This window comes from Roseovarius sp. Pro17, assembly GCF_035599575.1.
Classification (GTDB): Bacteria; Pseudomonadota; Alphaproteobacteria; order Rhodobacterales; family Rhodobacteraceae; genus Roseovarius.
The window spans coordinates 955,762-981,720 of record NZ_CP141179.1; the positions used below are offsets into that span (position 1 = coordinate 955,762).

Consider the following 25,959-nt stretch of genomic DNA (forward strand, 5'->3'; position numbering starts at 1 on the left):
CATACTGCTGCAATCGACGCTATGCGCGCGGGAATAGCAGAGAATTTCCAGACGACATCGACCGCGTCCCCGTTCAGACCAGGCCTGCGCGGCGCTGCTGGTTTTTGGCGGTCACTCTTCGGGGGCTGGCACCGCATTTTTCGAAAACATGGCCTTGGCCTATCTCTCGCTGGTGTTCGCTTTGTGATTCAGCCCTTTGCGGCATAACGGCCTGCTCAATAAAAAGCCCCGGCCAAGCCGGGGCTGATCAGTTTGTCTTGACCAAAGCGCTGCCTTACGCGGCTATCGATCGAAGCATCCAGGCCGCTTTTTCATGAAACGCAGAGCGTTCGGTCGCAAGGTCGGCTGTCACCGGGTCTTTTTCAGATTCCGCGATTTCGACGAGCGCGTGAAAACGACGCACCAGACTTTCGTGGTCCGACAGAAGATCCTTTACCATCTCAACCGCGGCAAGCGATCCACTCGAGCTTTTACTCAGATCCGCGATACTCACGGATGCTGGCTTGCCCAAGGCTCTGATGCGTTCGGCGATCACGTCCACGGCGGCGAACATGTCGGTGTATTGCTCTTCTGTCAGGTTATGGATCGCAAAGAACAGCGGGCCGGTCACGTTCCAGTGGTAGGTGTGGCTCTTGACGACGAGCCGGTAGGTGTCGTTCAGAATATCGGCCAGAGCCTCCGCCACCGGTGTCAAATTGCGAGTGCCGGGGTTTGCATCTTTGGTTGTTGGGTTCTGTTTCAAGGTGGTCGTCATGGTGTCTCCAATATTGAAAAAGGGCTAAGTTTCTCGGTAGCAAAGCAGATGCTTGTCGTTGGCACGGGTTACCCATGCAGACACACAGGCACCCAGACTATTCAGTGCCGCCCGACAACGCTGGCAAGGATGATGCCGCGCGGTTGGAAATCCGCGACGCAGTGCACTGACATCGGCTTTGGTTAGGCGGCCTCGAGATAAGCGTTGTAGTTCACGTTCTCAGCACGCGGGGCCTGTGCCGTCGTGGCCATCCGATGCTCGCGAGCGCTGAGCGCTGTGGCTACGCGGGGTATGTCGCTTCGGTGAAGTCCGATATCGGCGAGCATCCTGTCGTCCAGCTCTTGCAGGGCGGTGATCATCTTGCGGCGTCGCCATTGCTGCGTGATCGCAAGAATCCAGCGGGGGAAAAGGCCGGTATCGTCATTCGACTGGCTTCGGCTCATAGCCGGGTCGATCATTTGTTTTGTAAGATAGATAGACATGCAATCCTCCAGTTTCGAGACTACTGACGCCAAGACAGTCGTGCCTGTTTTAGTCGGGCGGACGGATGCGGACGTTCGCATTTCGCGCCCCGTCGGCGCCGGCGCCTCGGTCTATGTCAGTTTATTGGTGATAGATCAGGAGAACCCCAGAGCGTGGACAGATGAAACCGCCCCAACCGCCTGGGGTTACTGGCGGTTCAGTGGCTTTCCCGCGACAAGCGGGAACCTCCTATGAAAGCTGAACATCATCATGACTCTTATATGGGCATTGCCACACAGGCCTTCAACGGGCCGGCCCACCGCTCAGCGGCCACTGGGCGCGAACGCGCCTATTGCAGAGCCACCAGTCTGGGCCAATACGAGTGGGTTCGGCGCGAGGTTGAGAAGGTCAAATAGATCGCCGACGATTTAGGTGACAAATTCATTTCCTTGAATCATTCAATATTACGGTTAAGCTCAACGTATGATTGAGCGGGACACATCTCAGATCACGAAAGTATTACGCGACAACGGGTTGCGGGTTACCGCCGCACGTTGTGCGGTGCTGGAATGGCTGGGCGAACATCCGCACGCGACGGTAGATGAAACCTGCGCGGGGGTGCGAGAGCGGCTTGGCTCAATCTCAAAGCAGGCCGTTTACGGCGTCCTCAGCATATGCTCGGATGCCGGTCTAGTGCGGCAGATCAGACCCGACGGCCATCCGGCCCGGTTTGAGCGGCGCATTGGCGACAATCACCATCACCTCATCTGCCGCAACTGTGGGCGGATCGAAGACACCGATTGCAACGCTAAACTGCGCCCATGCTTGACGCCGGACCGCGATCACGGTTTCGATATCGACGAGGCTGAAGTGATGTTCTGGGGCCTGTGTGATGCTTGCAAGCACGAACCCATCAATCCTGACGCGGGGGCTAACCGCGCACGCAATACGAAGGAGAATAGATCATGACGAAAGACAAGGGAAAATTCACCACGACCGACGGGGGTGCCCCCGTCGCCAGCGACGAACATTCGCTTACCATCGGTGCAGACGGACCCATCGTGTTGAACGATCATTACCTGATCGAGCAGATGGCCCAATTTAACCGCGAACGCATCCCCGAGCGCCAGCCACATGCTAAGGGCGCGGGCGCGTTCGGTCGTTTCGAGGTGACGCAGGACGTCAGCAAATATACCCGCGCTGATCTGTTTCAACCCGGCACCAAGACCGACACCCTGATCCGGTTTTCAACCGTGGCGGGCGAAAGCGGCAGCCCCGACACATGGCGCGATCCGCGCGGCTTTTCGCTGAAATTCTACACCAGCGAAGGCAATTACGATATGGTCGGGAACAACACTCCGATCTTTTTTCTGCGCGACCCGATGAAGTTCCAGCACTTCATCCGTTCGCAGAAACGTCGCGCCGATAGCGGTCTGCGCGATCACGACATGCAGTGGGATTTCTGGTCGCTGTCACCGGAATCTGCGCATCAGGTCACCTGGCTAATGGGGGATCGCGGTATCCCCAAGACTTGGCGTCACATGGACGGCTTTTCCAGCCATACCTATATGTGGGTCAATGCGGATGGTGAGAAATTCTGGGTCAAATACCACTTCAAGACCGATCAGGGCATTGAATTCCTGACACAGGCCGAGGCGGATAGGATCGCTGGCGAAGATGGCGATTATCATCGCCGCGATCTGTTCAATTCGATCAAGAACGGCGATTTCCCAAGCTGGACTCTGCACATGCAGATCATGCCGTTCGAAGAGGCAAGGACCTATCGTTTCAACCCGTTCGACCTGACCAAGGTTTGGCCGCATGGGGATTACCCGCTGATCGAAGTCGGTAAACTGACACTTGACCGCAACCCGACCGATTTCCACACCGAGATCGAGCAGGCTGCCTTTGAGCCGAACAATCTGGTGCGCGGCATTGGTCTGAGCCCTGACAAGATGCTGCTGGGGCGTGGGTTTTCCTATTCCGATGCCCATCGCGCCCGTCTGGGTGCGAACTACAAGCAGATCCCGGTCAACCGGCCCATAGCTCCGGTCCACAGCTACAGCAAGGATGGCGCGATGCGGGTCGATAACGTGTCTGATCCGGTCTATGCGCCCAATTCCTACGGCGGTCCCACCGCCGATCCGTCGCTGACCGATGATGCAGGGCAATGGTACGCAGATGGCGACATGGTGCGTCAGGCGTATACTTTGCGCGAGGATGACGATGATTGGGGTCAGGCCGGGACGCTGGTGCGCGACGTGATGGACGATGCCGCACGCGATCGGTTGGTCAACAATATCGTTGGTCACCTCAAGGGCGGCGTGTCAGAGCAGGTCCTGCAACGCGCATTCGAGTACTGGCGCAACGTCGATAAAACGCTCGGTGATCGGGTGGAAAAAGGTGTCCGGGGCGACTGATCTCCAGACGATTGGTCCGATAAGCGCCAAACCGACCCATGTGCAAGGCAGGAGACTGCGTTGTGCAAGGGTCGGTTATGGGAGCGGAGGAGGTATGTGCGTGAATTCCTAAATCCAACCGAGGATGCTGGCGCAAAAACTCAGCCATGCTCACCTTTTACCTGTCAGATCGAGTGATCGAATAAACTATGTTTTTGGCGGGCAGGTTGTGATGGCCTGCTGCAGTTTCAGCATCGGCGCGCCGGAGTTAGACATATCCGATGATTGAAGCATACATTCCAAAGCTTCGGTCCCAGTGTAACCGGGCCTCACCAATCTGAACAAGAGAAGCCCAGAAGAACAGTATGGCGACGCCATTGAGGTTCCGCTCATACTGCCATAGGCGTTTCGCGAGATTTCACCAGTGGTGTCGAATGCTACAGCGCTAAAAATGTTAACGCCTGGGCATGAAATATGCCCCCCTGTATTCGAGAAGGGTGCGCGGTTTCCATCTGAATCATGAGCCTCAACGATAACACCACTTTTCGCAATGTCTTGTTCGCGCGCTTCTAATGCGGCCCAATTGAATGGGCTGGCAAATCTGGCCCCGATCGGAGTTGCGAGTCCCGTACTATCGTTGCCCGCTGCCGAGAAAATAACCCTGCCATTCCTGTCTGCTAACTCAAGCAACGGAACAAGGATTGCACCTTGTGAGGCAACCAAAGTCCGCCACTGGGCAGCGTTGGGTAGATCCGGATTTATCCCAAAGTTGCCTCGCCAGTTGTATCCCAGGCTAATATTGAAAGTGAGAACTTCGTCCTGTTGAGAAACAAAGTTTTCCAGAGTTGCTAATACCTGGCTAAAGAGGACGAAAAACTCCAGGACTTGACCGCCTTCGTCAGCATTAAAAAATATGTCACCTGAACGGGCGCGCACAAAGCAATTTGGCAGAACCCCTTTAACACCACCGCGTTGTCATGCCGACCACAACCGATTGCGGCCACATGGTTGCCGTGATCATCAACATCGGTTCTGGGTGGCAAGCCTATAAAGACTAAATCCTCATGTCGTGAAAAACCCACATCCATCACCCCAAACAGGACGCCGTCGTGTGAATTGGCAAGCGGCCAAAGCTGATCGGCCTCTATGTCTGCGATTCCCCAGTCGATCGTTTCCGTTGGGTTGGCTGCATCGGATAAAACAATATCGCTTGGGGTCATTAGGTTAGTAATAGTAATTTCTGTTGTATGACTATCTTGATCGCGCAGAAATAAATCAGGGGTAGCATTTTTGATGCGGGGGTCAGATTGAAAGTCGTTAACGATATCAACCATAACTCTAAGCAAAGCATCATTTGCACTGTTATCAGAAAGCTCAGGCTTGAAGTAGTTACTGAGATCACCTTCGACCTGAACCGACAGAATTGATGGGTACTTGCGAACAATCTCAAGCTGACGTTCGGCAAGAAACGAACTGACTTCAGCTTCGGTGGTGCCGGGCTCAAATTGAACAATCACGCTATTGGGTGCCGCTATCGGAACCTCTGTCGTGCCGTCGGCACTGAACTGAAATTTTGTTAGCGCGTCGGCCGGAAGCTGATCCGAGGTGACACTGAATTGCAGGGTGTTTCGATCTTTGATATCTTCGCCCTTTTGGGGATCTATCAAGTAATCGGATTGAGACATGTCCTTTGCGGGCAGTGCCTGGATTGCTTGTTGGGTTACATCAGGAGTCGAATACAGGCTTCCTCGGTTCAAGGTATCCTGAGCGTGCAAGTCGGCACCAACCAAACTGCCGAACAAGGTCGCAGCAATTAGATATCGTCGGGACATTGCTTTCTCCTAAAATTTTCCTTTTCAAAATAAAATTGTTAACGACAAAAATGGCTTGCATATCCGGCCTGTCAAAGAGATTTCAGGTACTCTAAAAGGGCTTCTCGGTCGCCGACACTTAGGCTGCTTCCATACTCGTGACCGCAACGGCTATTTCCTGAACTGACATCTGCACAGTCAGTTGTCTCAAGCACGTAGCCGAACTGACTTTGTTCTGTGGATAATCCAACAGTTTCAATGTCGTAGTTCGGTCCCATCTTGAACGATGCCGGGCGCTCCGACGCGGGTAGCAGTAGCGCCTCGAGTGTCGGTACTGACCCATTGTGCAAATAGGGGGCTGCGGCCCAAATACCCTGCAGGACCCGTGCTTCATAAGCACAGCCTGATCTATTTGCTGACGTGGTTAGTCCGGGAGGAGGTGGCTCAATCTCTCTTAGCGCACCTTTCAACTGGCTTAACTCGGGGGGTAATTCATTGGCCGACATGGCAGCGCTGTCTACTGATCCAAAACTAGTAACCCGCTGAAAAATTGATCCGATAACAGCTGTCGACAATAGATTGAATGAAGTATCGACTGGTTTTAGTGGATCGGTCAGGAACGGAATCTTGGCACCTTCCATTACCCCTGTTTTTACGGTGCGTTCGAGAATCTTGCATTCACGGTTGTCTGTGCCGACATCTTGAATTGGGGTTTCCCACGTGCCGCGTATAGTCCATCTGTTTGCGCCGGGTCGCTGTCCATGACAACTGACACATCCACCATCACCGGGCGCTCGATTGAAAATCTCCTCACCTGCTGCTGCAAGCGTGTCGTTGATTTCCCACGGCCATACAGGGGGTCCAATCTTCCAGATGAGTTCCTCTAGATGTGACAAGCCTTCGAAGTTCGCGGAGTTGGCTCCTAGGTAGTCACGATTGAGAATGGAGAGGCCGGTTGTTTTTGTTGGGTGTAGGACGCCAAATACCCCATAGACCTCACCAAGGTTCCGAGCGAGATCCAGAAGGTCATTTCCATTATCTGCAAAGCCAGGCCATTGTGTTTTGTCCTGCCGTGCGGCGTTCCAAAGAAATGGATATCGGGTTGGTGCATCTGCCGGATAGATATTTTCGGGAATGAGGTACGTGGGCGGAGGCCCGATATCAAGCCCAGCCAAACGATTGAAAATCATGGATACCGCGTCAAGTCGCCCCGGACCCCAAGCAGGGTCGGGCAACGCGCGACTTGTCAAAGTATTGAAACGTAGATGCCACAACTCGACTGCCAGTTTGAGTTGCGCTTTATCTTCGTCGCTGGCCGCAGTTCCGATTACCTTTTCCGCAAAGACGTCAAAGTTTGCATCTTCAGACAATACCAGCGCCATTGCTGTTTCAAGGTCGGCAAGGAAAGACTGAAAGTCCACAATTCCTGGACCGCCATCGATCCGAAAGGGGGTGTTGTTCACGTCGATCTGGCGTGTGTGGCATGCCGCGCAGGTCATCCCTATCGACGGCGTCCCTTGGTGTTGGGCGACGGTAAAGCCAACCGGCACGTCTGATGTGGGGCTGTTCGGGTTCGCAAGATAGCCATAGCGCGTCAAGCTGTCGTTCAGAAACCCGGTGCCGTCAGCCAGTAGCAATGCACGCATCCAAGCCAGAGGCATGATCCGCGACCCCTGATCTTGGGTATAAAATGCGCTCCTGTTAAAGGAATTCCATTCAGAGCCTTGCTCAACAAATACGGTCTGAGCGCTGATCGATAAACTGCTAATCCCGACCAACAGGGTAGCAAGAACGGGGCAAACAAGCGCGGAAAAATTCTTTGAAATAAATTGCACAATGGAAATCCCAGATACAACTAATAGGTGCATCTTACCCGATCAAACGATTCTGCGCAGATTTCAGCATAGCCAGCTCTCTGAGATTGCCGATGGGATCAGGTCCAGCCTTGGTGATATCCTGCGTACAGAAGCAATACGCAGTTGCCTCGTAGACTTCTAAATCTGATCGATTGAAGCTGCGTGCCGACAGGGTATAACTGAAAAATTTCGGCGATTTCCGCATTGTAAAGCCCGATCCATCCGTCAGACGACTTTCGCCAAATCTTGCGAGTGTCGTGGGTTCCATGGATGATGTAGGCAGGCCAATCCAGATACATTGCATGCGTACCAAGTGGATTGTCCGGGCCCGGCAGCATGTAACGATATTAAGGAAACCGTTCCTTGATAAAGGCCATCGGCGTCCAGTCGGGACCGACTTTTTTTCGAATGATCTTGGTGTTGCCACGCTTGGTCAGTTCCACTGATCGGCACTGAGGTCGGATTGACGCGATAGTCTGATCCGTCGCCGCTCCAAAAATGCAGCGCGCGCGACCCGGTGTCACCAAGAACAGTCGCCAGCCCAGCGTATCGAAATGGCCCTGCCAGTGCTGAGGCGTGAAGCTGGATACATTGCGTCTGGCGGCATCATGCGCGCGGACAACTGCTGGCATTGCCGAGCCGCCAGCCATGGCAAGGCCGGATATCAAAGCACCTCGGCGCGTTACGGATGTGTTCACGTTCTTTCCTTTCTGTTCATTATCTGCAGCTGTGCTGAAGTGGTGTCAGCTTCTGGACGATGGTTCGGTGCAGATACGGTCGTAAAAGCTGAGTTTCAGCGGGCAGTCGCGCTTAGGTGGCATGGCCGCCCGAGCCCGGAGGGCGACGAACGACCGCCGGCTTACCATCGGCTTCTACTGTGCTGATCTGCATGGAAAATTGCCTACCACGGCTTTGCGCGATAGCTTCCAGCAGGGCGGTGCGGTCCATAGCACCCGGATAGATCGCTTTCCCAATGATGAACGCAGGCGTTCCCTGCAAGCCAAGCTGCGCCGCCTGAGAGCTATTTCGCGTCATCAGCCCGTCACATTTGTTGCGGTTGGCGCGATAGGCGCGGTCCAGTTCGGTTGCGTACGAGGCTTGCCTTTCCCAAGGCATCCTTGATGTCGGATTCTGACAGGCGGCCGGGCGTCGCCATCAGCGCCTCGTTAGCGGTCAAATCCTGCGCCTGAACTTGCTGCGTCGGCAGAAGTAGCGTCGCGCCCAGGATTGCGGCTGTGCTTCCGGCCAAACATCCAATCGATATGTTTCGTCGGGTGAAAATGCTCATTCTGGTGCTGCCACACGTCCGGTTTCATTTGTCGACGGTGTATTGTCTGCGCTGTCAGTGCCGGTCCCTTGGCCACTTTGACGCCTACTCGGAACGACGACGTTCGCGCCGGCATCAACCCGGGGGTGCCGATCGTGAATATTCTGATTAAAAAGCCGAATGCAGTCCAACGGCGACGACTTGCCGATCTGACGATGTCGTTGCCTTTTCCGGCAAGGTATGTGCGCAGGCACCCGGTTTCGGCTCCACCGCAATCTCGGCGACCATTCTGAGCTGCGTCGTTTTATGTCCCATCGCTGGCGCCTTTCAAATCCTTGATACCTGCCAGCAAGGCCGCGCGCGAAATCTCTCCGGTGTGGACGGCCTTCAGGCTGCCATCGGCTGCAAAGAACAGCGTACTCGGCAGGCCAAGAAGCCCGAATTTCTCCATTAGGGTGGAATTTGGATCGCGGATCATTCCGTCAGCGGGCAAATCGGACAGCATGAGAAACTCTCCTATCGCCCTTCCATGTTCGCCTTGATTGGCAAACACGACATCGACGCCGTCCTGCGATTGCGCCACGCCGACCATCATGGGCATTTCGCGGCGGCATGGGGGGCACCAGGTTGCCCATAGGTTCAACACCAGAGGCTGACCGTCACGGTTTGCCAGTGATACAGGCGCTCCGGATAAATCTGCGAAACCGCCGGTCGGTATACGTCCACGCGTTTCATCGGGCAGCAAAACCGTCGTGACGCTAAACACCAGAAAGGCCGCCAAGACGCTGATCAGCAACGGGCCACCAGTTCGGGACCGGCTTAGAAATCCCGCAACGAGGGTGGCGCCCAGCCCGAATGTTCCGGCACGGGTGTCAAAGCCGCCTTGCCAGATCGCGACAACGGTCCACGGCGCTGGTGTAAACGCCTCCCAATGCGCAGCGACGTAGCCAAGGCGCGCGGTGACAATCCAGATCACCAGCGCCGCGCCCGACCATCGTCGAATAGCATCCCGATCGCGGCGCCTACGCCAAGCGATGATCTCGGCGGTGATAAGGAACACCACGACGGTCACGATTGCGATAAATCGGTCGTTGGAAAAGATGAACGGGCCTATTGCAATGGCGTTCATTGGATTGCCTCCGCCGATTTCTGAACAGCGCGCCGACGGGTATCGACGACGATGCGCGACCCGAGTGCCTCGATCCTGTTGCTGTCCCAAAACACCATCGTTGGCGGGCCGACAGCACCCAGCCCGTCTAGCATGGCCTGACCCTCAGCGCCAATGTCCGACATGTCGGCGGCGATCAAGTTCACGTTGGAAAGCGCCGCCTGCACATTTGCATCCGGCCAGACGTTCCGCTCAACCACCCGGCAGGTCACGCACCAGTCGGCAGTCACATAGATCATCGCCGGTGGATCGGAATCCGCTGAAAGGGCAGCATTGAGGGCGCCGCGCCTTGTCGTCAGCTCGCTGTCTTGTCCGGTCAAAATTCCCGCAAGGATGGGAAGTATCGGAATTACGCAAGACGTGAACGCCAACAGCAACCCGAACCCCAAGAAACCGGCCAGCACCATCAGCGTGCCGCCACGGGAACGAAGCGTTTTGATCGCGCCATCGTTTTCGGCAAGCGTCAGCGCGCCATCCCGCTGTTCTGATGATGCAGGACTGGTCGCGCCGTCGTCTGACGCCAGGGTTTGCGCGATGGGTGGATAGCAGTGCCACCCTCCTGATACCCCTGCCATGTGACGGTCACAGGCCCGTCGACCGGGCCCAACATGGCATCCGCGTTGCCGGAATAAACCTCGACCAATCCGAATGTAGTATCTTTCATTTTGATGCCCGGAGCGGTTTCGAATTACAACGACGCCCCTTGATCGGTTTCCGCCTGCAATTGATCACGTTACAGGTAATACCCGTCGGCAATCTCCCATAACAGGATGCGGCTGCTACCCGGCTGCGTCGAAGTGCTGAGCGGGAAAGTTTTGGAGGCGGGAGGGGGCGCGCTCGCAGACGAGGACAAAGTCTGCGCGGGTGCGGGCCACGCCAGCGCCACGACGATTGCGATTGTCAAAATGGTGACGATGGATCGGGCAGTGCGACGGTGATATGAAATGGCTCTGGTCATGCCACCTCACTCGCGCTCGTGCCCGGATAGATTTTTTAGGGGGGGCCGATACGAGTGCCAACGGCAGTGGGCTAGGCCTCGCTATCGTAGAAACAGCAGTCAAACGTCTAGGGGGGCAAGTTGATTTCGCGTCGCGAGAGGGTGGTGGGGAACTAGTCAGGATGCAGTTTGCATTGGGTCAAGTGCGGTGGTTGGATCCGGCCTGCCACGAGCGGCCCGGTCGCTGTTTGGTTCCGGCTACGCTATTCGCCTGCGCAGTTATGCGTCTCGCCGGCCAAGGGGTTTTCCAGTCCAGAGCTGCGTGTTTGCGACGGGGATGACGGGAGGCAGCGGCGTATTCTAAAAGTGCTGGCTTGATCGAGTGGGTGCGGGCCACGACTTCCACCGCATCCACTCAGGCTTGATGGTTTGGAGAGATATTTCGACAGCGTCGACGCTTGTGCAGAAATCAAGCAGCAAGCTGCCAAACTTAGCGGCCAAAGCTATCACACTCAGAACACCGGTCAGATGGCTGATAAATGGGCAGCGCTAGCTGCCTGCCTCGATATCGGCTAGGAGGTGGTCGGTCGGAATACCGCGACGGACTCCGCTCTCTCGGACGGCGGATTGAAGGGCTTTGCTGCGCTTGAGAAGGCGCAGAAATCGCCCCTCGTCGAGCACAAGCAAGGTGGATGGCGCGATGGCGCGCACTTCGGAGCGTTGCGGGCGGCGCATCAGCACCCCCATCTGGCCGAACATCTCACCACGGCCAAGGCGCCAGATCTGTCCCGCCACCTCAAGCTCGACCGCGCCGGACGCTACAAAGTAGACGTTTCGCGGTGCGCTGTCTCGGTGCAAAATCCGCTCGCCCGAATTGACGTAGCGGGTGACCAATGACCGCGCCAGCCTTTTCAAAACGGTATCGTCCAGTTCGGAAAACAGGGGAAACTGCCGCACCAATTCGGCTTTTTGCAGGGTCAGATCCAGCAGCGGTGTCGCTTCTGCGCGGTCGCGGCGGGCCGCGACGCCCTGCGTCAGGGCGCTGTGAACTTCCTCGCCGATCAGCCCGTCTTCCAATAGGGTGTCGTATTCACGCTCTTCCAGACGAAGGGTTGTGCGGTGTATGAAGCGACGCTCCATGTCTTCGGCATAGCCCGGATATTGCAAGCGCAGCCCATCAAGGGCCTGTTTCACCAGTTCGATCCGCCGGTCCAGCATGTCGTGCAGCAATTCCGCCACGCGGCGGCCGTGGATGCGCCGGATACGTCCGTTGATAAAAGCGTGCAGATCGCGCAGGATCAGTCGCTGCGCCAACAGCAGGCCAAACCGTGTCGCGGTAATCCGCGCCAGTGGGCGCGAAAAGCGCAAGCGGTTGTGCAGAAAAACAGCCGGCCGCAACCAGATCCTGAACCCGAGGCTGCGGCTGGCTGCCTTTTTATAACCCGTGCGCCCGTCGAACCGCGATCCTTCGATTAACGCGTCCGCGTCCGACAACATCCGGTCTGACAGCGTCGACGATATGGTTCTGTCGCGAAAGCGGGCGAGGATCGTGTCACGCTCTGCGCTGGCCAGTGCAATCAGGCCGAGGGTGATCCGGTCACGGTCCAGAATTTCGGTGCTGTCTTCGGCGGACTTAACCGCAAGATCCAGACGCTCACCAAAGCGCTTGGCCTCGGAGCGGACTGTTTCCTTGGTCAGTTCGTAGTTTTCAGTCACCTTCGCCAGATCTTCGCGAACGGTTTGCAGGGCGACTGCGATCACCTGATTGTATAGCGCTTTGTCCAGCGGCGACAGTTTATCCAAGCCCAGCCAGCCGATGACCCAGCGCAATGTCGTCCCTTGCACCAACAGCGTGAACAGGGTGAAGCCTGTGGCAAGGATGGCCACCTGTCTTTTGACGTCGGGCGGGATCAGATAGCTCTCGGTCACGGCCAAGGCCAGCGACAATGTCACCGCGCCGCGCAAGCCGCCCCACATGATAGCCACGCGATACGGTCGCTCGACCACCGGTGATAGACGAAGCCGGGTCAGCATCGGAAGCAGCCCATAGAGAATGATCGCCCTCGCCACGATGGCGGCCAGCACAACCACCATGATCAGGCCCAGATCCGACAGCTGCACCGTCTCCAACATCCGTGGGATGAGCAGCGCAGCAAGGATAAAGATCAGCGCCCCGGCCCAATGCGCCAGCAGATCCCAAACCTCGCGCAGGTTCTGCCATGTCGATGGCGGCAGCCGTCCCGGCCCTGTCAGTTGAAGCGTCATGGCCGCAACGACCACCGCGATGACACCAGATGCGCCGACGCTTTGCTCGGCTATGATATACGCGAGGTAGGGCAGGGCGATAGAAACCGAAACCACTGCCAACTCATACCTAGCAAAGAGCGCCATGATCCAGATCGCGATCCGCGCCGCGACCCATCCGACCAGAACACCCCCGGCCAGCAATACTGGAAATCGCGCCAGCGCGCTTTGCACAGATGGGTCGGGAACGCCCGCCTTGACGTATTCCATGAACAGCGCGGCGAGTGCGATGGCGGCGGCGTCGTTCAGCAGGCTTTCGCCCTCGATGATCCGGGCCAAACGGCGCGGCGCCGATATCGAGCGGAAGATACTGACGACCGCCGATGGGTCTGTCGTTGAAACGATCGCCCCCACCAACAGCGCCGCCGAAAGCGTCAGGGCAGAGGTGAAGGCCAGCGCATAACCTACGACGAACGTTGCCACAAAAACGGCCACAACTGCCAGCACCAGTATTGGCACCCAATCATCTGCCATGCGCCGAAGGTTCAGGCCCAGCGTGACCTGAAAAACGAGGGTGGGCAGAAAAACATACAAAAAGACATTCGATCTGATCGGTAGCGCCAATATGGCCGCAGCCACTGGATTGAGGGCGTCGGTCAGATCCGTACGCAGAAAAAACGTAGCCGCCACACCGACGAGAATGCCAAGGCAGGCGATAATCACGGCGTAGGGCAGCCGCAAACGGCTGGCCAGCGGCTCGGCGGCGCCGATCAGCAGGAACAGGGACGCGATGATGGTCGTGATCAGAATGATATCCATGCGCACTGGATACCAGAATATTCGCGCCGGGATAGGTCGGTCAGACTAGAAAATGCTTGGCTTCGGCATTCGGTCGCGCCTATCGCCTAAACCGGCAAATTAGGCGGTATTGCCAGCACGTCGCGGTCCGCCCGGCGCAGGATCTCTTCGGCGACGCTGCCGAGAAAGGTCTTGCTCAGGCCGACGCGTCCTTGGCTGGCGACCACGATCAGATCAGCGTCGAATTCTACCGCTGCCTTCAACACGGCCTCAGATGTCGGTGCGCTGCTTTGGCGTGCGATTCCGTGCCAGTCACCAAAGGGCAGGGTCGCGGCGAACTCCTTTAACTCCTGCTCGGCTTCTATCTGCAAGGCGGCAAGATAGCGGATCATCTGCCGCTCAGACAGCACGTCGCTCATGACCAGACGTCGCGCGGGCGCGTCGATGATGTGCAGCAGCGTATGATCATCGGGCGCGGCCAAATCCAGCCCGGCCAGATGCAATGCCGCCATGCGCGAGGGTTCGGAAAAATCCGTGGTTAGCAGGACGGTGCGATAGGTCTGTTCGGGTTTGGCATTGACCATCAGGACGGGCCAGCGCGCCCGGCGTATCGTGCGCTGGGCAGTGGTGCCGACGAACACATCACGCAATGCCCGCCGACGATGCGCGCCAATCACCACGAGATCTGGATTGATCGCATCGGCAGAATTGCAAATTCCCTCAAACGGATCCCCCAGCACCACGTCGGTTGTGCAATTCAGCCCATCTGTCTGGTTAAGTCGCGCGATTTCCTCTTGCAGAAGTTGCTTTGAGATATCGGTTTCGCCCTCTACGATCCGGGGCTTCTGATCGTCGTCGACCACATGAATCAGATGCAATCGCGCACCCGACTTGGCGGCGATCAACGCCGCCCGGGTCACGGCAAGGTCGGACCGGACCGAGAAATCGGTCGCCACAAGTATCGTTTTCATCTACGCCCCTTCCGTATGACAAGGCACCGCTATGCAAATGCCGGGGACCGACCGTCTGGCGGTTCCTTTGATAGGGTGTATTGCTAGCACAAACCACTGCGCTAATTCCATGCGGCTGGATTGCGCCAGTGCCCAGTTTCGCCGCCTTGGATTAATTCACCGGATGAGACCGACAATGCCCGACCTGATCCTGTCAGCGCAATGGCAGAGTAACAGGGATCGCCGCTTGCGAAGGCCGACACCTATCGGGTACGCGCATTCTTGCCCCTGTGAAACTCAATGGCGGAGTGCTGCGACGGCGAGCAAAGAGGGAAATATCGAAAACACGCGGTTCGCGTCCTAGCGAAAGTCTTGCGGTAGGCGCATGAAATAGGTGGCCCAAATCGCGCGACGCAAACCCCAAGGCCGCGTCCTTGCCATTGAATCCCGAATGAGAAGTTTGTTGCTTTGAATAGCAGAAAGTAAGGCCCACCTGCCCAAGGAGTTGGTTGAGCCTATATAGATCGGGTCGAAACAGTCCTGCGTGGGTGTCGCCTACATCCGCCTAACTGGTGCCGAGGGTGTGCCTTGACCCAGCGATCTCCGCGGTCAGTCTGTCCCGACCGTTTTCGCCAAGGGACTCACGCGCCGTTTCAGTGATCTCACCACCTTGCGTGACGTGAGCTTTTAGGTCAAACACAATGAAATATTTGGATTTTATGGCTATATGGCTGCGCCAAGGCGACGACAGAGAAGATATTGACCGGGCCTTTGCCCGCAGTGAGCGCGAGGCGTGGCTGTTCGGCAAAAAGGCCGATGCAAAAAATTTTGAGGCGCGCAAGCGCGTCGGATTCATGACACAGAACTTCTCGCTCTATGGCGAATTTAAAGTGCGGCAAAGCCTTGCGTTGCATGCGCGATTTTTTCACCTCATCAGTGATGAAATTTCATTTTTATCAATGAGTTTCTTGGCAAGTTTAACCTTTTACCTTATGCGGATTTGCTGCTTGGATTGCGCCAGCGCCTATGGCTGGCCTGTGCGATCATCCATCGTCCGATGGCACAATTCGCGCTGCTTCTGATGCCGATGACGCTACAATCTGGCGGTATTACCCCCAATCGAAAGTCATCCCGTTCAGCTGCACCCGATCACATGGCTACTACCCTCACACTACTTCGTGGAACTCGCCACCTTCGTCGCCTATCGCGGCGCAGATTTCGGGATTGTCTTGAGCAAGTTTCTGTGGACGATCCTACAGGGTGTTGAGTTTTTTTTGAGTAGTCGCCCTGCTCCTGTTTCGCTGCTCTGTCGCGGGGGCGTGAAGAAGGGGCTGAAACGATAAAGGGCGGCCTCATGTGGCCGCCCTCGTTGCTTGTGGCGCTACGCCGGTCCTAAATCGGATAGCGCAAGATTGCGGCCAGTTCTTTTTTGCCGGGAATGTCCTGCTGGCGCACGGCCAGAACGCGGGCCCCTGTGCGCAGGGCGCGACCTGCAATCTCGTCAATGACGCCATAGCTTTCCGCGCTTTCCTCAGGCGCAAAGGTCACAGCGCCGGTATTGTCGTCAATCACGCCTGCGGTGACGGAATCGAAATCCACCAGCAGCGTGTCGATGCCGCCGAACGTTGCCGCACGGGCCGCATCCGAAATATCGGTCGTAGTGCGGTTCTGTCCGGTACGCTCGTCAAACAGCTCTCGGAATTCGGCGATCTGACTGTCGTAATATGCATCCAGAACTGGCCGTGCCGCCTCGGCCAACTCGGCCTCGCTCATGTGATCGGGGCTGGTCTCGATCGTCTGCGGCAACAGCACCAGTGTGGTCTGCGCGCGGACAAGCGCATCGACTGGCAACGTCGAGGCCAGAACCACGGGCATTTCCGACCCTTGCAGAATGGGGCGAAGGGCCGCGTCAATCTTGCGAATATATTGGCCAAGGCGGATTTTCTGACCCTCCAGCCCCTGAATTCGACGGCCCGACCCACTGTCGTTGATCGACGCCTTGCCGACGGCGCTGGCCGCATCGCGTGGCATATTCGGCACTTTGATTTCCCGCGCCGGCAGGTCCGAAAACACCTCGATCAGGCGCACGTCATTTTCCGACACTGCCAGAACATGCGCTACATGCGGGAACGTTACCGCCCGCAGCAGCGGTTTGAGGTGAAAGCGATCCGACACCTCGACACTATCATGCAGATCGTTGGCCAGCCGATAGGTGCGGATGCGTTCGGGGGTTGCAAGGATGGCGAGGCTGTTTGCCTGATGCTCCCAAAAATCATCATCCTCCAGCAGAATGCCCAGATGCTCCTCCAGCGGCCAGATGCGCCGCTTGGGCAGTCCGGCCTTTTCCAGCTGGCTGATGGCGGTCTTGACCAGGTTGGACAGGTTGGTCCGGCTCTGGCCGATGTTCTGCGTCAACGGCGTCGTCTTGAGGTAGATCGAGACGCACGCGTCCGAACGGACCTGATTGAGGTTGCCAATCTGTTTCAGTGTTGGGGTTTCGACGTAAAGCAATGGAAAATCTCCTGAATTTCTAGCCCTCCGGCGTGTCGCCGCAATAGGGCACCGGCGTTTGCACGCGCCTACATGCATCCCTATCCGCTGCGCGCTTTGCGGCCATTGACCCAGATCAATGAGACCGACCCCGACCTTCGACAGGATGCAACGGAAGAAATCCGTCGGGGCGCGCATAGGCATCCCAGCGCACGTTCATTCGCGAAAGGAAGCTGACTGATGTCCTCCGACCCCACTCTTCAACCCGATGATGAACAGGCGCTCGAGTCGCGTTTCCCGACCGCCTATACGATCCTGTTCCTGCTGATCATCGTGATCGCCGTGCTGACCTGGATCATTCCTGCCGGCCAGTATGAGCGCATTTTCGACCCGGCATTGGATCGCGAGGTGGCCGTCGCCGGAAGTTACGCGCAGGTGGACCGCAATCCGCAGGGTTTCGTTGATGTGATGCTCGCGCCGATCGCGGGCTTTTATGATCCCGATAGCTATGCGGCCAACGCCATCGACGTGGCACTGTTTGTGTTGTTTCTCGGCGGGTTTCTGGGCGTCGTGAATGCGACGGGCGCCGTCGATACCGGGATCCGGGCGGCGATGACCCGGATGAAGGGGCGCGAGATCTGGATGATCCCGATTCTCATGACCGTTTTCGCCTTGGGGGGGACGACCTATGGCATGGCCGAGGAAACGCTGGCCTTCTACGCCATTTTGATCCCTGTGATGATCGCCGCCGGATATGACGCGGTGACGGGTGTTGCCGTAATCATGATCGGTGCGGGCATCGGCGTGCTGGGGTCGACCATCAACCCCTTTGCCACGGTTATCGCGTCAAACGCGGCGGGTATTCCGTTTACCGACGGCATTGTGCTGCGTGTGATTATCCTGCTTGCTGGCCTTGCGATCTGCGCGGCCTTCGTCATGCGCTACGCCCAGCGGGTCAAGGCTGATCCGTCGCGCTCGGTCGTGGCGCATCAGGCTGAGGCGCACAAGCGTCTCTTCCTCAAGGATACCCCCGCTGGCGAGGTCGATGATGTCCTCTCGACCACGCAGAAAGTGGTGCTGGTCGTCTTTGCACTGACGTTCGTCGTGATGATCTGGGGCGTCGCCTCGCAGGACTGGTGGATGGCGCGGATGGGCGCACTGTTCCTGGGCGCGGCCATCGTGACCGGCGTCATCGCCCGCATGGGCGAGAAGAAGCTGACCGGCAGTTTCGTCGATGGTGCGCGCGACCTTCTGGGCGTTGCGCTGGTCATTGGCCTGGCGCGCGGCATCGTCGTCATTATGGAGCAGGGCCTGATTGCCGACACGATCCTGCACAGCGCCGAAGAGACACTGGCTGGTGTGGGCGAGTTGGCCTTTATCAACCTGATGTTCTGGATCGAGGCGGGGATGAGCTTTCTCGTGCCGTCGTCCTCGGGCCTTGCGGTGCTTTCGATGCCCATTCTTGCCCCCTTGGCCGACTTTGCCAATGTCAGCCGCGATCTGGTTGTGACCGCCTACCAGTCGGCCAGCGGCCTTGTGAACCTGATCAACCCGACCTTTGCGGTGGTGATCGGCGGACTGGCCATAGGGCGCGTGTCCTATGACCGCTGGTTGGTCTTTATCTGGCCGTTGCTGCTGGCCCTCATCGTCCTCATCACGGCTGCGATCAGCATTGCCGCCATAATCTGAGTTAAGGGAAATACCATGACCGATCAAAAGCTTGGCGTTCACTCTGAATCCGGAAAACTACGGCAGGTTATCATCTGCCGCCCCGGTCTGGCGCATCGCCGCCTGACGCCCGACAACTGCGAGGACCTCCTGTTCGACGACGTATTCTGGGTCAAGCAGGCGCAGAAGGATCACGACGCCTTTGGTGATGCGATGAGGGGCGAAGGCGTTGAAGTGCTTGAGACGGGCGCGTTGCTGGCCGAGACGATGGACATCAAGGAGGCGCGCAACTGGGTGCTGGACCGCCGCATTGCTGCCATTCATGTCGGCGTCGGTATGCGCCGCGAGTTGCGCGCCTGGATGGACGAGTTGTCCGGTCAAGAGCTGGCAAAGTTCCTGATCGGCGGTCTGACCGTCGCCGACGTACCTTTTGAGGCCGAAAGCATGTTTGGCGCATATCTGGGCCATCACGGATTTATCCTGCCGCCGTTGCCCAACTTCCTCTTTACGCGCGACAATTCGGCCTGGATCTATGGGGGCGTCACGCTGAATCCGATGTATTGGCAGGCCCGTCGCCCTGAAACGCTGCTGACCGCCGCGATCTATAGGTTCCACCCCAAGTTCAAGGGCCGCGTCGAGGTGATCTGGGGCGATCCGGAGCAGGACTACGCCCTTGCCACACTGGAGGGCGGCGATCAGATGCCCGTCGGAAACGGTGTTGTGCTGGTCGGCATGGGCGAGCGGACATCGCCGCAGGCCGTCGGTCTTCTGGCACAGGCGCTGTTCGAACAGGGCCGCGCCGAGCGGGTGGTAGCCTGCCAGATGCCCAAGCTGCGCGCGGCGATGCATCTGGACACCGTGTTCACCTTCTGCGGCGACAATATCGTCACCAGCTTCAAGGAGGTCGCGGACGAGATGACCTGCTATGACCTGCATCCCGGCGAAGGCGGTAAGCCGCTGGACATGCGCCACGACAAACGCCCGATGTTCGACGTGGTGGCCGATGTGATGGGTTTCAAAAAACTCAAGGTCGTGCCCACGGGTGGCCATGATCCGTTCGAGCAGGCCCGCGAGCAGTGGAACGACGGCAACAACGTGCTGGCCCTGCGCCCCGGATTGGTCATGGGCTACGACCGCAATGACGACACCAACGCCGCGCTGCGCGCTGAGGGCATAGAGGTCATCGAAATGCCGGGTGCCGAGCTGGGCCGGGGCAGGGGTGGCAGCCGCTGCATGTCCTGCCCGACCATCCGTGACGCGGTTTGAAAAGGAGTTAACGACATGGCTTTCAATCTGAAAAACCGCAGCTTCCTGACGCTGCGCGACTTTACGCCCGCCGAAATTGGGTTCCTGCTCAAGCTGTCGGCAGACCTCAAATCCGCCAAATACGCCGGCACCGAGGTCGAGACGCTGAAGGGCAAGGAGATCGCATTGATCTTTGAGAAGGACAGCACGCGCACGCGCGTCGGCTTCGAGGTGGCGGCGCATGATCAGGGCGCGACGGTCACTTATCTCGGCCCGTCCGGCACCCATATTGGGGGCAAGGAAACGGTCAAGGACACCGCCCGCGTGCTGGGCCGCGTCTATGACGCGATCGAATATCGCGGCTTTGGTCAAAAGATCGTGCAAGAGCTGGCCGACTGGTCCGGCGTGCCGGTCTATAACGGGCTGACGGATGAATTTCACCCGACACAGATTCTGGCCGATTTCCTGACCATGCAGGAACATGCCGAGAAACCGCTGCGCGAGGTCGCCTATTGCTTCATCGGGGACGCGGGCAACAACATGGGCGACAGCCTGCTGATCGGCGGGGCCAAAATGGGCATGGATGTGCGTCTGTGCGCGCCCAAATCCCTCTGGCCTACCAAGGCCATTCAGGACGAGGCGCAGCAGGTCGCCAAAGAGACCGGCGCGCGCATAACCATCACCGAGGATGTGGACGAGGCCGTCAAAGGCGTCGATTACGTCTACACCGACGTCTGGGTTTCGATGGGTGAGAGCAAGGATAAATGGGCCGAGCGAATTGAACTACTGAAAGCCTATCAGGTCAACGCGGACGTCATGAAAAAGACCGGCAACCCGCGCGCCAAGTTCATGCACTGCCTGCCAGCCTTTCACAACACAGACACTGCAGTCGGCAAGGACATCAAGGAGCAGTTCGGCCTTGATTCCATGGAAGTCACCGAGGAGGTGTTCGAGAGCCCGGCCTCAATCGTCTTTGATCAGGCCGAAAACCGGATGCACACGATCAAGGCGGTCCTCGTCGCCACATTGGGGGGCTGAACATGCTTGTCGTTGCAGCCCTTGGCGGTAATGCGCTGCTCGAGCGTGGCCAGCCTTTGACCGCAGAGAACCAGCGTTCAAACGCGCGGACCGCCGCAGCCGCGCTGGCCAAGATTGTCCGCGCTGGTCACGATCTGGTCGTCACCCACGGCAACGGCCCGCAGGTCGGGCTGCTGGCGCTTCAGGGTGCGGCGTATAAACCGGATGAGGCCTATCCGCTGGACGTTCTGGGGGCCGAGACGGGCGGTATGATCGGCTACATGATCGAGCAGGAGTTGGAGAATGCGCTGGAACACTCGCGCCCGGTCGCAACACTGCTGACGCAGGTGGTGGTCGATGCGGCCGATCCGGCGTTTCAGGACCCGACCAAATTTATCGGCCCCGTCTACGAGAAGGCCGAGGCCGAGGCGCGTGCCAAGGCCGCAGGTTGGACCATTGCGGCCGATGGTGACAAATGGCGCCGCGTCGTGGCGTCGCCCAAGCCGGTGGAAATCCCCGATATCCGCGTGCTGAAGCTGCTGCTAGATCAGCGCGTTATCGTGATCTGCACCGGCGGCGGCGGTATCCCCGTGCTGCGCGGCAAGGACGGCAGCCTCACCGGCGTTGAGGCCGTCATCGACAAGGACGCGGCCAGCGCCCTGCTGGCGCAGGAACTGGACGCGGATGCGTTGCTGTTGCTGACGGACGTGCCCGCCGTGATGCGGGGTTTTGGCACGCCCGAACAGGCCGAGATCGGCCAGATCACCCCCAAAGACGCGCTAAAGCTGGATCTGCCCGCTGGCTCAATGAAGCCGAAGGTTGTCGCCGCCGCCACCTTCGCCACCAGCGGAGGCATGGCTGGCATCGGACGGCTGGACAGCGCGCTTTCGATTTTGGAAGGCAAAGCAGGAACGCGGATCGTTTCGGAACAATCATAAGATTCCAGTAAGATACCGAGGAGTAGTAAAGTGGAACATCTGATAAATCGGCTGGCGCAGGATTGGTGGGTATTTCTGATACGCGGCATTGCGGCCATCATCTTTGGCATTGCGGCCTTTATCTGGCCGGGCCTCACGCTGGCGGTGTTGATCATACTCTTTGCCGCCTATGTGCTGGTCGACGGCATCTTTGGGCTGGTTTATGCGATCCGCAATCGCGCCCGGCTGCAGCATCTGTGGATTTGGGTGGTCGAGGCGATCCTGGGCATTGCTGTTGGCCTCCTGACATTTTTTATGCCCGGCGTTACGGCGCTGGTTCTGCTGATGTTCATTGCCGCCTGGGCCATCGTCGGCGGTGTCCTGCGGATCGCCGCGGCGGTCGCGTTGCGTAAGCAGATCACAGGTGAATGGCTGTTGATCGCGGGCGGGGCGCTGTCGGTGCTGTTTGGCATTCTGCTGATCGTCATGCCCGGTGCCGGGATCATTTCGGTGGTTTGGCTGATCGGGCTTTATTCGGTGCTGTTCGGTGTGCTTCTTGTCGGGTTGGCCATGCGGTTGAAGGGCGTGCGCGCGGAGGCGAGCAATGCCTGACGCCGCTACCATCGTGGCCCAGGGCCAGGTCGTCGCCGTGCGCGGCGGGATCGTTGATGCGGTGTTCGCGCAAGGCGGCCCCGAGATCGACGATCTGCTCTATGCAGGCGACGTGGCGCTGCAGGTCATGACCTTTGTCGAGGGCGGCGCAGCGCGCTGCATCGCCCTTGGACCGGTGCATGGCCTCGGCCTTGGCACGCCCGTGCGTGCCACGGGCGGCCCGGTCCGCGTGCCGGTGGGCGAGGCCGTGCTGGGTCGGATGCTGGACGTCTTTGGCGAACCGATTGACGGTCAGCCCGCGCCAGAGGTAAGCGAGCGTCGCTCGATCCACCGCGCGCCGCCGCCGCTATCAGACCGCGTGCTGCGCGCCGAAGTGCTCGAGACCGGCATCAAGGCTATCGACCTGCTGGCCCCTATCGAGCGCGGCGGCAAGACCGGGCTATTCGGCGGTGCAGGCGTGGGCAAAACCGTGCTGCTGAGCGAGCTCATCCACAACACGGTCGAGCATCATCATGGCGTCAGCCTATTCTGCGGTATCGGCGAGCGGTCCCGCGAGGCAGAGGAGCTGTGGCGCGAGATGGGCGAGGCCGGCGTGCGCGACCAGATGGTCATGCTGTTCGGCCAGATGAACGCGGCCCCCGGTGTGCGCTTTCTGGTGGGTAAGTCCGCGCTGACAATGGCCGAATGGTTTCGCGACGACCGCCAACAGGACGTGCTGCTGCTGATCGACAACATCTTTCGCTACGTTCAGGCGGGGTCCGAAGTGTCGGGCCTGATGGGCCGGATGCCCAGCCGCGTGGGCTATCAGCCGACGCTGGCGACCGAACTGGCCACCTTGCAAGAGCGTATCGCGTCGACCCAAAGGGGCGCGATCACCTCCATTCAGGCGGTCTACGTGCCTGCCGACGATTTCACCGATCCGGCGGCGGCGCATATCTTTTCGCACCTCTCGGCCTCGGTCGTGCTGTCGCGCAAACGTGCCAGTGAGGGGCTGTATCCTGCGGTCGACCCGCTGGCCTCGGCCTCGGTCATGCTGACGCCGAATGTGGTAGGTCAGCGCCACTACGACATCGCCCGCGCGGTGCGCCGCACGCTGGCCGAATACGAGGATCTGCGCGACATCATCTCTATGCTCGGCATCGAAGAGTTGTCGGCCCATGACCGCGCCATCGTCGCGCGTGCCCGACGGCTGGAACGGTTCCTGACCCAGCCCTTCGCCACGGTCGCCGGATCAACGGGCGAGGGCGGCAAGCTGGTGCCGATGGAGGTCACGCTGGACGGTTGCGAGACGATCCTCAGCCAGACCAGTTTCGAGCGCCCCGAGAGCGATTACTACATGATCGGCGCGCTCAGCGATTTGGAGGCCGCATCATGAACATGGCGCGCGAAATGCAGGTCAGGATCGGGTTGCCGGGCAGATCGCTGTTCGAGGGCGCGGCTACGCAGCTAAGCGGCTACGCAGCCGATGGCGGCTTCGGCATCCTGCCCAACCATATCGATTTCGTCACGGCGCTGGTGCCATCGGTCCTGCTGGTAACACAGCCTGATGGGTCCGAGCGAATTTTCGGCATCGACGAGGGGGTGCTGGTCAAGAAGGGTCACGATGTCGAAATCGCCGTGCAGCGCGGTGTCGTGGCGGACGATCTGGCCTCGTTGGACGCAGCGGTCACCGATTTCTGGGATCAGGTCGAGGACGAAGAGCGCGTTGCGCGCGCCGCCCTGTCGCGGCTTGAGGCCGACATGGTGCGCCGCTTTGCCGGGCTGAGGACGCAGCCATGACCGAGGATCGCAAAAAGCAGACCGATCAGATCGCCCGCAGCGCGGCGCGCAAGAAGGCGGCACGCGAAAATCCCGGCCCCAGCCCGCTGCGCGGGATCGGCGTGTTCGGGATGATCGGCTGGTCGGTCGCCGTGCCGACCGTCGCAGGCGCGTTTCTGGGTCTCTGGCTGGATCGGGTGCGCCCGCAGGAATTCTCGTGGACCATTGCGCTGATCCTTGGCGGCGTCACCATCGGAGCGGTGCTGGCATGGATCTGGATCGACAAGGAGAAGGACGAATGATGTCTGGGATAGATTGGATCGCTGTCGGGCTGGGGATATTGGCCGGGACGGCGGCGGGCGCGGCCTATTTCGCGGGGCTGGCCTGGGGGGTGCAGTTGGCACTGCGCAGCGCGCGCCCCGCCGCGGTGCTGGTTCCCAGTGCTGCGCTTCGCATCGCGTTGCTGTTGGCCGCTGGCTGGTGGACCGCATTTTTGGGCACCTCGGCACTGGTCGGCTTTGCGCTGGCCTTTCTGGCGCTGCGGCTTGTTCTGGTGGCTACAGTTCGGCCTAAGTCGGTCAAAGGGGGCGAACAATGGAACTGACCCCTGACGACACGATCCTATTCAGCATTGCCGGTTTCGGCCTTAACGCCACCATCGTCTTTACATGGATCGTGATGGCGCTGCTGACTGGCGCGTCAATCCTGATCACCCGCAACCTACGCCCCGACGTGCCGCCTGACCGCTGGCGCACAACGCTTGAGACGATCGTGCTGACCATTCAGGGCCAGATCAACGAGATTAGCGCGCGGCCCGACCGCCGCCTGCTATATTTTTCGGGCACGCTGTTTTTGTTCATCATTGTGTCGAACCTGCTTGCAATCGTTCCGGGCTGGCACGCGCCGACCGCGTCGCTCTCGACCACTGCCGGCCTTGCCTTGGCGGTGCTGGTCGCCGTGCCGCTTTTTGGTATCGGCAGCCGTGGCCTTGGCGGCTATCTGCGCAGCTATATTGAGCCGAACATCGTCATGCTGCCTTTCAACATCATCGGTGAGGCGTCACGCGGCGTATCACTGGCGATCCGCCTTTACGGCAACGTGATGAGCGGCGCGGTGATCGCCGCGATCCTGCTGAGTGTCGCGCCGTTCTTTTTCCCCGTGGTGATGGACATGCTGGGGATGCTGACCGGCGTCATCCAGGCCTACATCTTTGCCATTCTCGCCACTGTCTACATCTCATCCGCGACGGCCACGCCAGAACCTCAGTCTGGGCCTGCGGAACAAACTGCAAAGGAGCAGACATGACCGATCTATCCATCATCGCCGCCATCTCGATCTTTACGGCTGGACTGACCGTCGCGTTCGGCGCGCTTGGCCCGGCGCTGGGCGAAGGACGCGCCGCAGCATCGGCCCTTAGCGCCATCGCGCAGCAGCCTGATGCGGGCGGGGTGCTGTCGCGCACGCTGTTCGTCAGCCTCGCCATGATCGAATCGACGGCTATCTACTGCTTTGTCGTTGCGATGATCCTGCTCTTTGCCAACCCGTTCTGGAATGCGGCAGTCGAGGCCGCCAAGCAAGGGGCGTCCGTGGGGGTGGGTGGCTAAGC

General features: G+C 58.8%; 27 protein-coding genes and 1 pseudogene. 15 read left to right on the forward strand and 13 right to left on the reverse strand.

What is annotated here, in order from left to right; all coding sequences use genetic code 11:
• Nucleotides 1-274: 274 nt before the first annotated feature.
• Both U3654_RS04645 and U3654_RS04650 read right to left on the reverse strand, forming a co-directional pair.
• On the reverse strand, nucleotides 275-754 hold the full coding sequence (locus U3654_RS04645) for a DNA starvation/stationary phase protection protein (RefSeq protein ID WP_324754188.1): 480 nt from the start codon (nucleotides 752-754) through the stop codon (nucleotides 275-277).
• A gap of 182 nt (nucleotides 755-936) precedes the next feature.
• Nucleotides 937-1,236 (reverse strand): DUF1127 domain-containing protein, encoded by a 300-nt coding sequence (locus U3654_RS04650; RefSeq protein WP_324754189.1) that lies wholly within the window; start codon nucleotides 1,234-1,236, stop codon nucleotides 937-939.
• Between the two features lie 463 nt (nucleotides 1,237-1,699).
• Here U3654_RS04650 and U3654_RS04655 point away from each other — a divergent pair, with 463 nt between their 5' ends.
• Complete coding sequence (locus U3654_RS04655; RefSeq protein WP_324754190.1) at nucleotides 1,700-2,185, forward strand: Fur family transcriptional regulator; 486 nt, start codon at nucleotides 1,700-1,702, stop codon at nucleotides 2,183-2,185.
• The gene (locus tag U3654_RS04660) at nucleotides 2,182-3,636 is read left to right on the forward strand and encodes a catalase (RefSeq protein ID WP_324754191.1); all 1,455 of its coding nucleotides are present in this window, start codon (nucleotides 2,182-2,184) and stop codon (nucleotides 3,634-3,636) included. Before U3654_RS04655 ends, U3654_RS04660 begins: the two co-directional genes overlap by 4 nt.
• 186 nt (nucleotides 3,637-3,822) lie before the next feature.
• On the opposite strand, the gene U3654_RS04665 is transcribed toward U3654_RS04660, so the two are convergent.
• The 8 genes and pseudogenes from U3654_RS04665 to U3654_RS04700 form a co-directional block, all read right to left on the reverse strand.
• Nucleotides 3,823-4,551 carry a S8 family serine peptidase gene (locus U3654_RS04665; protein ID WP_324754192.1) on the reverse strand — a complete coding sequence of 243 codons (729 nt, stop codon included), beginning with the start codon at nucleotides 4,549-4,551 and terminating at the stop codon, nucleotides 3,823-3,825.
• Complete coding sequence (locus U3654_RS04670) at nucleotides 4,464-5,447, reverse strand: hypothetical protein (protein ID WP_324754193.1); 984 nt, start codon at nucleotides 5,445-5,447, stop codon at nucleotides 4,464-4,466. Before U3654_RS04670 ends, U3654_RS04665 begins: the two co-directional genes overlap by 88 nt.
• A 71-nt stretch (nucleotides 5,448-5,518) precedes the next feature.
• Nucleotides 5,519-7,261 carry a di-heme-cytochrome C peroxidase gene (locus U3654_RS04675; RefSeq protein WP_324754194.1) on the reverse strand — a complete coding sequence of 581 codons (1,743 nt, stop codon included), beginning with the start codon at nucleotides 7,259-7,261 and terminating at the stop codon, nucleotides 5,519-5,521.
• A 167-nt stretch (nucleotides 7,262-7,428) separates the two neighbouring features.
• A pseudogene (locus U3654_RS04680) lies at nucleotides 7,429-7,932 on the reverse strand (L,D-transpeptidase); the annotation flags it as partial.
• Between the two features lie 160 nt (nucleotides 7,933-8,092).
• A complete protein-coding gene (locus U3654_RS04685; protein ID WP_324754195.1) occupies nucleotides 8,093-8,317 on the reverse strand; it encodes a hypothetical protein in 225 nt (74 codons plus the stop codon).
• Between the two features lie 536 nt (nucleotides 8,318-8,853).
• Nucleotides 8,854-9,678 (reverse strand): TlpA disulfide reductase family protein, encoded by an 825-nt coding sequence (locus tag U3654_RS04690; RefSeq protein ID WP_324754196.1) that lies wholly within the window; start codon nucleotides 9,676-9,678, stop codon nucleotides 8,854-8,856.
• Nucleotides 9,675-10,124, reverse strand: a complete 450-nt coding sequence (locus tag U3654_RS04695; protein ID WP_324754197.1) for a thioredoxin family protein — start codon at nucleotides 10,122-10,124, stop codon at nucleotides 9,675-9,677. Before U3654_RS04695 ends, U3654_RS04690 begins: the two co-directional genes overlap by 4 nt.
• Before the next feature lie 56 nt (nucleotides 10,125-10,180).
• Entirely contained in the window at nucleotides 10,181-10,381 is a 201-nt protein-coding gene (locus U3654_RS04700; protein ID WP_324754198.1) for a hypothetical protein, read from the reverse strand.
• A gap of 275 nt (nucleotides 10,382-10,656) precedes the next feature.
• Here U3654_RS04700 and U3654_RS04705 point away from each other — a divergent pair, with 275 nt between their 5' ends.
• Entirely contained in the window at nucleotides 10,657-10,995 is a 339-nt protein-coding gene (locus U3654_RS04705) for an ATP-binding protein (RefSeq protein WP_324754199.1), read from the forward strand.
• 208 nt (nucleotides 10,996-11,203) lie between these two features.
• On the opposite strand, the gene U3654_RS04710 is transcribed toward U3654_RS04705, so the two are convergent.
• Both U3654_RS04710 and U3654_RS04715 read right to left on the reverse strand, forming a co-directional pair.
• Entirely contained in the window at nucleotides 11,204-13,717 is a 2,514-nt protein-coding gene (locus tag U3654_RS04710) for a cation:proton antiporter (protein WP_324754200.1), read from the reverse strand.
• An 86-nt stretch (nucleotides 13,718-13,803) separates the two neighbouring features.
• Nucleotides 13,804-14,667, reverse strand: a complete 864-nt coding sequence (locus U3654_RS04715) for a universal stress protein (RefSeq protein ID WP_324754201.1) — start codon at nucleotides 14,665-14,667, stop codon at nucleotides 13,804-13,806.
• Between the two features lie 680 nt (nucleotides 14,668-15,347).
• Between U3654_RS04715 and U3654_RS04720 the strand changes: the two genes are divergently transcribed.
• Nucleotides 15,348-15,728 (forward strand): hypothetical protein, encoded by a 381-nt coding sequence (locus tag U3654_RS04720; protein ID WP_324754202.1) that lies wholly within the window; start codon nucleotides 15,348-15,350, stop codon nucleotides 15,726-15,728.
• A 310-nt stretch (nucleotides 15,729-16,038) separates the two neighbouring features.
• Here the strand turns inward: U3654_RS04720 and U3654_RS04725 are convergent, their stop codons facing one another.
• A complete protein-coding gene (locus U3654_RS04725) occupies nucleotides 16,039-17,157 on the reverse strand; it encodes a hypothetical protein (RefSeq protein WP_324754203.1) in 1,119 nt (372 codons plus the stop codon).
• 219 nt (nucleotides 17,158-17,376) lie between these two features.
• Here U3654_RS04725 and U3654_RS04730 point away from each other — a divergent pair, with 219 nt between their 5' ends.
• The 11 genes from U3654_RS04730 to U3654_RS04780 are packed head-to-tail and all read left to right on the forward strand — an operon-like array spanning nucleotide 17,377 to nucleotide 25,957.
• Nucleotides 17,377-18,825, forward strand: a complete 1,449-nt coding sequence (locus U3654_RS04730) for a YfcC family protein (protein ID WP_324754204.1) — start codon at nucleotides 17,377-17,379, stop codon at nucleotides 18,823-18,825.
• A 15-nt stretch (nucleotides 18,826-18,840) separates the two neighbouring features.
• Nucleotides 18,841-20,070 carry an arginine deiminase gene (locus U3654_RS04735; RefSeq protein WP_324754205.1) on the forward strand — a complete coding sequence of 410 codons (1,230 nt, stop codon included), beginning with the start codon at nucleotides 18,841-18,843 and terminating at the stop codon, nucleotides 20,068-20,070.
• A gap of 15 nt (nucleotides 20,071-20,085) precedes the next feature.
• Entirely contained in the window at nucleotides 20,086-21,087 is a 1,002-nt protein-coding gene (gene argF / locus U3654_RS04740; RefSeq protein ID WP_324754206.1) for an ornithine carbamoyltransferase, read from the forward strand.
• A gap of 2 nt (nucleotides 21,088-21,089) precedes the next feature.
• Nucleotides 21,090-22,004 carry a carbamate kinase gene (arcC, locus tag U3654_RS04745; RefSeq protein WP_324754207.1) on the forward strand — a complete coding sequence of 305 codons (915 nt, stop codon included), beginning with the start codon at nucleotides 21,090-21,092 and terminating at the stop codon, nucleotides 22,002-22,004.
• A gap of 30 nt (nucleotides 22,005-22,034) precedes the next feature.
• Nucleotides 22,035-22,595 (forward strand): HdeD family acid-resistance protein, encoded by a 561-nt coding sequence (locus U3654_RS04750; protein ID WP_324754208.1) that lies wholly within the window; start codon nucleotides 22,035-22,037, stop codon nucleotides 22,593-22,595.
• On the forward strand, nucleotides 22,588-23,970 hold the full coding sequence (gene atpD, locus U3654_RS04755; protein WP_324754209.1) for a F0F1 ATP synthase subunit beta: 1,383 nt from the start codon (nucleotides 22,588-22,590) through the stop codon (nucleotides 23,968-23,970). Before U3654_RS04750 ends, atpD begins: the two co-directional genes overlap by 8 nt.
• Entirely contained in the window at nucleotides 23,967-24,374 is a 408-nt protein-coding gene (locus U3654_RS04760; protein ID WP_324754210.1) for an ATPase, read from the forward strand. The genes atpD and U3654_RS04760 overlap by 4 nt, the downstream gene beginning before the upstream one ends.
• Complete coding sequence (locus U3654_RS04765) at nucleotides 24,371-24,655, forward strand: AtpZ/AtpI family protein (protein WP_324754211.1); 285 nt, start codon at nucleotides 24,371-24,373, stop codon at nucleotides 24,653-24,655. Before U3654_RS04760 ends, U3654_RS04765 begins: the two co-directional genes overlap by 4 nt.
• Nucleotides 24,652-24,957 carry an ATP synthase subunit I gene (locus U3654_RS04770; RefSeq protein WP_324754212.1) on the forward strand — a complete coding sequence of 102 codons (306 nt, stop codon included), beginning with the start codon at nucleotides 24,652-24,654 and terminating at the stop codon, nucleotides 24,955-24,957. Before U3654_RS04765 ends, U3654_RS04770 begins: the two co-directional genes overlap by 4 nt.
• On the forward strand, nucleotides 24,948-25,658 hold the full coding sequence (locus U3654_RS04775; RefSeq protein WP_324754213.1) for a F0F1 ATP synthase subunit A: 711 nt from the start codon (nucleotides 24,948-24,950) through the stop codon (nucleotides 25,656-25,658). Before U3654_RS04770 ends, U3654_RS04775 begins: the two co-directional genes overlap by 10 nt.
• Nucleotides 25,655-25,957: a F0F1 ATP synthase subunit C gene (locus U3654_RS04780; RefSeq protein ID WP_324754214.1), complete on the forward strand. Its 303-nt coding sequence runs from the start codon at nucleotides 25,655-25,657 to the stop codon at nucleotides 25,955-25,957. Before U3654_RS04775 ends, U3654_RS04780 begins: the two co-directional genes overlap by 4 nt.
• Nucleotides 25,958-25,959: the final 2 nt, after the last annotated feature.